Origin of the sequence: Actinoplanes sp. G11-F43 (assembly GCF_050589265.1) — a bacterium.
Classification (GTDB): domain Bacteria; phylum Actinomycetota; class Actinomycetes; order Mycobacteriales; family Micromonosporaceae; genus Actinoplanes.
In genome coordinates, this window is the sequence record NZ_JBNZCE010000026.1 from 60833 (window position 1) to 67430 (window position 6598).

Consider the following 6598-nt stretch of genomic DNA (forward strand, 5'->3'; position numbering starts at 1 on the left):
GTTAGTCGCAATTCGCATACAGGGGAGCTGTCGATGACGACCGAGGCCTATCTGTACGACGCCGTGCGGACGCCGCGCGGCCGGGGCAAGAAGACCGGATCGCTGCACGGGGTCAAACCCATCTCGCTGGTGGTGGGCCTGATCGGCGAGTTGCGGCGCCGGTTCCCGTCGGTCGACCCGGCCGACATCGAGGACGTGGTGCTCGGTGTGGTGTCCCCGCTCGGCGACCAGGGCTCCGACATCGCCAAGACCGCGGCGCTGGCGGCCGGCCTGCCGTACACGACGTCCGGTGTGCAGCTCAACCGGTTCTGCGGCTCCGGCCTGGAGGCGGTCAACGTGGCCGCGCAGAAGGTCCGGTCCGGCTGGGAGGACCTGGTGCTGGCCGGTGGCGTCGAGTCGATGTCGCGGGTGCCGATGGGCTCCGACGGCGGCGCCTGGGCGATGGACCCGGAGACCGCGCTGGCCACCGACTTCATCCCGCAGGGCATCAGCGCCGACCTGATCGCGACGATGGACGGATTCAGCCGGGAGACCGTCGACGCGTTCGCCGTCGGCTCCCAGCAGAAGGCGGCGGCCGCCTGGCAGAACGGGTACTTCGACCGCTCGGTGGTCCCGGTCCGGGACCGCAACGGCCTGCTGATCCTGGACCGCGACGAGCACATCCGCGCGGACAGCACGGTGGAGAGCCTCGGCAAGTTGCCGGCCTCCTTCGCGACGATCGGCGACCAGGGCGGCTTCGACGCGGTGGCGCTGCAGAAATACCACTGGGTGGAGCGGATCCACCACGTCCACTCGGCCGGCAACTCGTCCGGCATCGTGGACGGCGCGGCCCTGGTCCTGATCGGCTCGGAGCGGGCCGGGCAGCGGGCCGGGATGACCCCGCGTGCCCGGATCGTGTCGGCCGCGCTCAGCGGCGCCGACCCGACGATCATGCTGACCGGTCCGGCGCCGGCCGCCCGCAAGGCCCTGGACAAGGCCGGGCTGACCGTCGACGACCTGGACCTGGTCGAGATCAACGAGGCGTTCGCAGCGGTGGTCCTGCACTTCATCGACGACCTGAAACTGGACCCGGAGAAGGTCAACGTCAACGGCGGGGCGATCGCCATGGGCCACCCGCTGGGCGCCACCGGCGCCATGATCCTCGGCACCCTCGTCGACGAGCTGGAGCGGCGGGGTGGGCGGTACGGCCTGGCCACCCTCTGCATCGGCGGCGGCATGGGCATCGCCACCATCGTCGAGCGACTCTGAGGGAGATTCCGTGTCCGAGACCATTCGTTACGACCGCGCCGACGACGGCATCGTGGTGCTCACCCTCGACGACCCGGGCCGGGGCGCGAACACCATGAACGACGCGTACGTGCGCAGCATGGAGGAGACGGTCGGCCGTCTCGAGGCCGAGCGCGACGAGATCACCGGCGTGATCATCACCTCGGCGAAGAAGTCCTGGTTCGCCGGCGGCGACCTGGATCAGCTCGGCTCGGTGCCGGCCGACCGGGGTGACGAGGTGTTCGAGCTGTCCACCCGGGTCAAGGGACAGCTGCGCCGGCTGGAGACGCTGGGCCGGCCGGTGGTGGCCGCGCTCAACGGGTCGGCTCTGGGTGGCGGCCTGGAGCTGGCGCTGGCCACCCACCGGCGGATCGCGCTGAACGATCCGCGGCTGGAGATCGGGCTGCCCGAGGTGATCCTCGGCCTGCTGCCGGCCGGTGGTGGGGTGGTGCGTACCGTCCGGTTGCTGGGCCTGGCCACCGCGCTGATGGAGGTGCTGCTCAAGGGCACCCGGCACAAGCTCGCCAAGGCGGTGTCGCTCGGCTTGATCGACGAGGTGGTGGACACCCCGGAACAGCTGATCACCGCGGCCCGTGAGTGGATCATCCAGAATCCGGAGGCGGCGCAGCCCTGGGACACCAAGGGCTACCGGATCCCCGGTGGTACGCCGTCCACCCCCTCGCTGGCCGCGATGCTGCCCGCCTTCCCGGCCAACCTGCGCAAACAGCTGAAGAACGCCCCCTACCCGGCGCCGCGCAACATCCTGTCGGCGGCGGTCGAGGGCGCCCAGGTCGATGTGGACACCGCGTTCGTGATCGAGACGCGCTACTTCGTCGAGCTGGTCACCGGCGCGGTCGCCAAGAACATGATCAAGGCGTTCTTCTTCGACCTGAACGAGGTCAGCCGGCGCGACATCGGCGAGGTCCCGCCGGTCACCAAGGTCGCGGTGCTGGGCGCCGGGATGATGGGGGCGGCCATCGCGTACGTCTGCGCCCGCGCCGGACTGCCCACAGTGCTGCGGGACGTGACCCTGGAGGGCGCCCAGCGGGGTAAGGCGTACTCGGAGAAGCTCGTCGCCAAGGACGTCGGCCGCGGCCGGATCACCCGGGAGAAGGGCGACGCCCTGCTCGGCCTGATCACCGCCACCGACCGGATCGCCGATCTGGCCGGCGCCGACCTGGTGATCGAGGCGGTCTTCGAGGACCCGGCGCTCAAGCACAAGGTGTTCGCCGAGATCGAGGGCGTGGTCGCCCCGGACGCGCTGCTCTGCTCCAACACCTCGACGCTGCCGATCACCGCGCTCGCCGACGGGGTCAGCCGCCAGGCCGACTTCATCGGGCTGCACTTCTTCTCCCCGGTCGACAAGATGCCCCTGGTCGAGGTGATCAGAGGCGAGAAGACCGGAGAGCTTGCGGTACGCCGTTCGCTGGACGTGGTACGCCGCCTCCGTAAGACCCCGATCGTGGTCAACGACAGCCGCGGCTTCTTCACCAGCCGGGTGATCGGCACGTTCACCAACGAGGGCATCGCCCTGCTCGCCGAAGGGGTCGCCCCGGCCAGCATCGAGCAGGCCAGCAGCCAGGCCGGATATCCGGCGCCGGTGCTCCAGCTGATGGACGAGCTGACTCTGACGCTGCCCCGGAAGATCCGCGACGAGTACCGGGCCGCCGCGTCGGCGGCCGGCCGGGAGTGGGAGGCGCACCCGGCCGACCAGGTGATCGACCGGATGATCGACGAGTTCGGGCGGCCCGGCCGGTCCGGTGGGGCGGGCTTCTACGAGTACACCGACGGCAAACGGGCCGGGCTGTGGCCGGGCCTGTCCGCGTTCGCCCGGCCGGAGGTGGCGATCCCGTTCGAGGACCTCAAGGAGAGGATGCTCTTCATCGAGGCCATCGAGACGGTGAAATGCCTGGACGAGGGGGTGCTGACCTCGGTCGCCGAGGCCAACATCGGCTCCATCCTGGGCATCGGATACCCCGGCTGGACCGGTGGTGTGCTGCAGTACATCAACCAGTACGACGGTGGCCTGCCCGGTTTCGTCGCCCGGGCCCGGCAGCTCGCCGACCGATACGGCGAGCGGTTCACCCCGCCGCCGCTGCTGCTCGCCAAGGCGGACGCGGGTCTGATCTTCGCCTGACACGTGTGGGTCATGTCTCTTGGATCAATTGATCCAAGAGGCGTGACCTGCATAAGTTCCGTTATTCGTCAGCTTCCGGTAGGACGCCCGGCCGATACATGATCGATGATCTCCGGACTACCGTCCACCCCGGAGGTTGATCATGAACTTCGAACCGGAGTTACCCAGCGATCCGGTGGGTGAACCGTGGACCCCGGCGGTCCAGGCTCTGCTGCGACACCTGGAGCGGACGGGTTTCGACGGTGCGCCACCGGCCGGGGACACCGCCGGCCCGGCACTGCCCTGGCCGGAGTGGGCCCGCAACGACGACACCCTCTGGCAGGTCGCCCAGTGGCTGCGCGAATACCACGAGGCGGTCACCGACTTCGTCCCACCGGACGGCGCCGTCTGGCGCAAAGGCGGCGCCTGGGAACCCGGCATGATCATCGGCCACAACGACGCCGCCCCCTACAACGCCACCCGGGCCGGCCGCCGCCTCACCGGCTTCGTCGGCTGGGACTTCGCCGGCCCGGTCACCCGCGACGCCGACCTGGCGTTCACCGCCTTCGCCTGGGTCCCGCTCAGCGCCCACCCCGACGACCCCGGCGACGCCTGGCCCGGCCTCGACCTGAACGACCGCCCCCGCCGCCTCCGGCTGCTGCTGGACGCGTACGGCTGGCGCGGCACCGCCGCCGACATGATCCGCGAGGTCCGCGACCGGATGAGCGCCGCCATCCACGACATCCGCCGCCTGGCCACCGCCGGCGACCACGACTGCCGCGAACTCATCCACTCCGGCTTCGACCTCCGCCTGGCCGCGGCGGTCAAGGAGCTGGCCGGCTTCCCGGCCTGAACAGCCCCATTGCCCTGTCGTGCGGTGATGGCCGGACGTCCACAAGGGGCGGGCCGGACAGCATCGCAGCCGCTCGATATCGTGATGCCCCCATCGTCATGATCTTGGAGCCCTGGATGAGAATGCGCCCGATCGCCGTCGCCGGCCTGGCGCTCAGCACGGCGATGGTGGTGAGTGGCTGTGCCGGCTCAGGGTCCTCAACGGCCTCAACCCCGTCGGCCTCAACCCCGTCGGCCTCTATCCCGCCGGCCGTGACCGCGCTGGCCGGATTGTCGGAAGCGGCGAAGAAGCTGGAGGACCGGTCGCTCCGGCTGTCGGTGACCGTCCCCGGCGCCATGGACGTCTCCGGCGTCGCCGACACGAAGAACGCCCGAGCCGATCTGACCATGAGGTCCGAACAGAACGGCGAGCACAGGGAACTGCGGCTGCTCCTGGTCGGCACCGACTTCTACCTGCAGATCGCCGCCGGGGTCCCCGGACTCGCCCCCGGGGTGTGGTGGCACGTCGACGCGTCCGCGGTCCCGGCCGACAGCGTGCTCAACCCTCACAAGATCGTCGATACGCGTACCTTCCTGGGCGGCATGGTGACGGCGGAGAAGGTCGGCGCCGGCAGCTACCAGGGCACGCTCGACAAGGAGACCTTCTCGGCCGGAGGCAAGGTGGCACCGGCCTCTCCCGGCCCGGCCGCCGAACAGGTGCCGTTCACGGCCCGGGTCGACGAGCAGGGCCGGCTCAGCGAACTGGTCATCGAGACGGGCGCCACCGGCGGCCCGGTGCGGGCACGGTACTCGGACTTCGGCGCCCCGGTAACGGTCGAGGCGCCGGCCCCGGCCAAGGTCATCGAGATGCCGGCCCAGATGCGCGACGGACTCCTGCGCTGACCCTGCCGCCGGCATCCTGACGGCGTGGCGGAGCGGGCCTGGCACGCCCCATCGGCCAGGCCGCCTCGTCGTGGCTGGGCGTCGCCCCCGCGGACCGGAGATCGGCTTCCTGAGCCGGTGCCGGCCCGATGATGTGCGGGGAACGCCTGCCGGAGGCGAAGACGATGCCGGCATGACCGAAGCCCTGCGGTGCCAGGCGGGCGAAGTCGCTGACATTCCCGGTGACGATGCAGCGATCGTTGCGGGCCGCCCAGGAACGTCCTCGCCGGTCGTGCCGACGAACCCACCTCGACGTCGAGGACCGCCACCACCTGATGTCCTGAGGCACGCGGGGGAGGGCGGATACATCTCGTCGAGGAGCACGGCTGTCACGAATCCCGCTTCGGTGGAATCGCCTGCTGCGCCTCCCACAGCCGCTCCTCCCGGTCCGTTCCTCCCGGTCCGTTCCTCCCGGTCCGTGGTCTGCCTGTCCGTGGCTTGCCGGTCCGTTCCTCCCGGTCCGCGGTCTCCCGGTCCGCGGTCTCCCGGTTGAGGGCGATCCGCGCATTGATCTCGTCGGGACACGCCGCGTCATACCGAACCGCTGTCCCGGCGGTCGTAGGCGTCAGCCCGATGACCTCGGCCGGCTCGGTGAGCAGGGCCGTGGGATCGGTCTCGGGATTCCCGTCGCGGATGTCGGTCAGCGCCCCGATCACCTCCTGTCGTCGCGCCCGCCTTCTTCTACCGGCACGGGCAAAACGGCAGGTGGGGCGACGCGCGGCGATGAGTGCGGGGCCTCCCACACCACGCCGGCGGATACGACCTCGTGCGATTGCCCGGTCCCGGCGGAACGAAAGTGTCAGACCCCTGTGCTGAGATGCCGAACATGACTCGACAGTCGCACCCCGCAGCCGATGTCTCGGCTGTCAGCCCCGCCCAGCGCGCCCGGATCCTCCGAGAGGAGTCGGCCTGGATCGAGGAGGATTGGCAAAATGGTTGCTTCGATGGTGGCATCAAGGACCTGATGATCCGCCTCAGCATGCGCATCGAGGAGCTCGAAGGGGCCGCCCCCACATCGGATTGACGCCGTCGGCCGAGTGTGGACAGCGGAGGTTCCGTGCGGGCAGGCCTCAGGCCTTCTCCGCGGCCCCTGTCGTGGTTTTCACCGAGGGATGGCCGCTGTCCGGGAGCCGAGATCATGGTCCACGAGAGGGTGGCCAGTCGCTGGAGATCGGGCTGAAACTCCGCGGCTCCGGTCGACAGTTCGACGTCGAGATGTCAGCGTCCAGACCCGGCGCCCGCACCGCCTCCACCCTGAGCTGCCACCATGAGATCCTCCACATCATCCCGATCAACGTCGTCAGTCGTTGACTGTGGTGAATGGTCTCGATGAACGTGAGCATGCTCGTAGCGGCCAGGGTCATTGCGTTCTGGGGTAACTGCTGGTCACAGCGGTGATGAGGTCGTGTGATCGGCGGTCGGCGCGTCGGTTGGCACGGGCGA

The 6598-nt window shown here is 69.9% G+C and carries 6 protein-coding genes; 5 read left to right on the plus strand and 1 reads right to left on the minus strand.

Features of this window, described 5'->3' with window-relative positions:
- Positions 1 to 33: 33 nt before the first annotated feature.
- The 4 genes from ACQ0O7_RS30090 (at position 34) to ACQ0O7_RS30105 (ending at position 5116) form a co-directional block, all read left to right on the plus strand.
- On the plus strand, positions 34 to 1248 hold the full coding sequence (locus ACQ0O7_RS30090) for an acetyl-CoA C-acetyltransferase (protein WP_430786819.1): 1215 nt from the start codon (positions 34 to 36) through the stop codon (positions 1246 to 1248).
- Positions 1249 to 1258: 10 nt separating this feature from the next.
- Complete coding sequence (locus tag ACQ0O7_RS30095; protein ID WP_430786821.1) at positions 1259 to 3403, plus strand: 3-hydroxyacyl-CoA dehydrogenase NAD-binding domain-containing protein; 2145 nt, start codon at positions 1259 to 1261, stop codon at positions 3401 to 3403.
- A 142-nt stretch (positions 3404 to 3545) separates the two neighbouring features.
- A complete protein-coding gene (locus tag ACQ0O7_RS30100) occupies positions 3546 to 4235 on the plus strand; it encodes an aminoglycoside phosphotransferase family protein (RefSeq protein ID WP_430786823.1) in 690 nt (229 codons plus the stop codon).
- Between the two features lie 251 nt (positions 4236 to 4486).
- Complete coding sequence (locus ACQ0O7_RS30105; protein WP_430786825.1) at positions 4487 to 5116, plus strand: hypothetical protein; 630 nt, start codon at positions 4487 to 4489, stop codon at positions 5114 to 5116.
- A gap of 368 nt (positions 5117 to 5484) precedes the next feature.
- Here the strand turns inward: ACQ0O7_RS30105 and ACQ0O7_RS30110 are convergent, their stop codons facing one another.
- A complete protein-coding gene (locus ACQ0O7_RS30110; RefSeq protein ID WP_430786827.1) occupies positions 5485 to 5811 on the minus strand; it encodes a hypothetical protein in 327 nt (108 codons plus the stop codon).
- 170 nt (positions 5812 to 5981) lie between these two features.
- Between ACQ0O7_RS30110 and ACQ0O7_RS30115 the strand changes: the two genes are divergently transcribed.
- Entirely contained in the window at positions 5982 to 6179 is a 198-nt protein-coding gene (locus ACQ0O7_RS30115; protein WP_430786829.1) for a hypothetical protein, read from the plus strand.
- Positions 6180 to 6598: the final 419 nt, after the last annotated feature.

What these genes read in the sequence shown, in the direction of transcription:
- ACQ0O7_RS30090 (WP_430786819.1), top strand. Translation starts at nt 34, where the DNA reads ATGACGACCGAGGCCTATCTGTACGACGCCGTGCGGACGCCGCGCGGC.
- ACQ0O7_RS30100 (WP_430786823.1), top strand. Translation starts at nt 3,546, where the DNA reads ATGAACTTCGAACCGGAGTTACCCAGCGATCCGGTGGGTGAACCGTGG.
- ACQ0O7_RS30115 (WP_430786829.1), top strand. Translation starts at nt 5,982, where the DNA reads ATGACTCGACAGTCGCACCCCGCAGCCGATGTCTCGGCTGTCAGCCCC.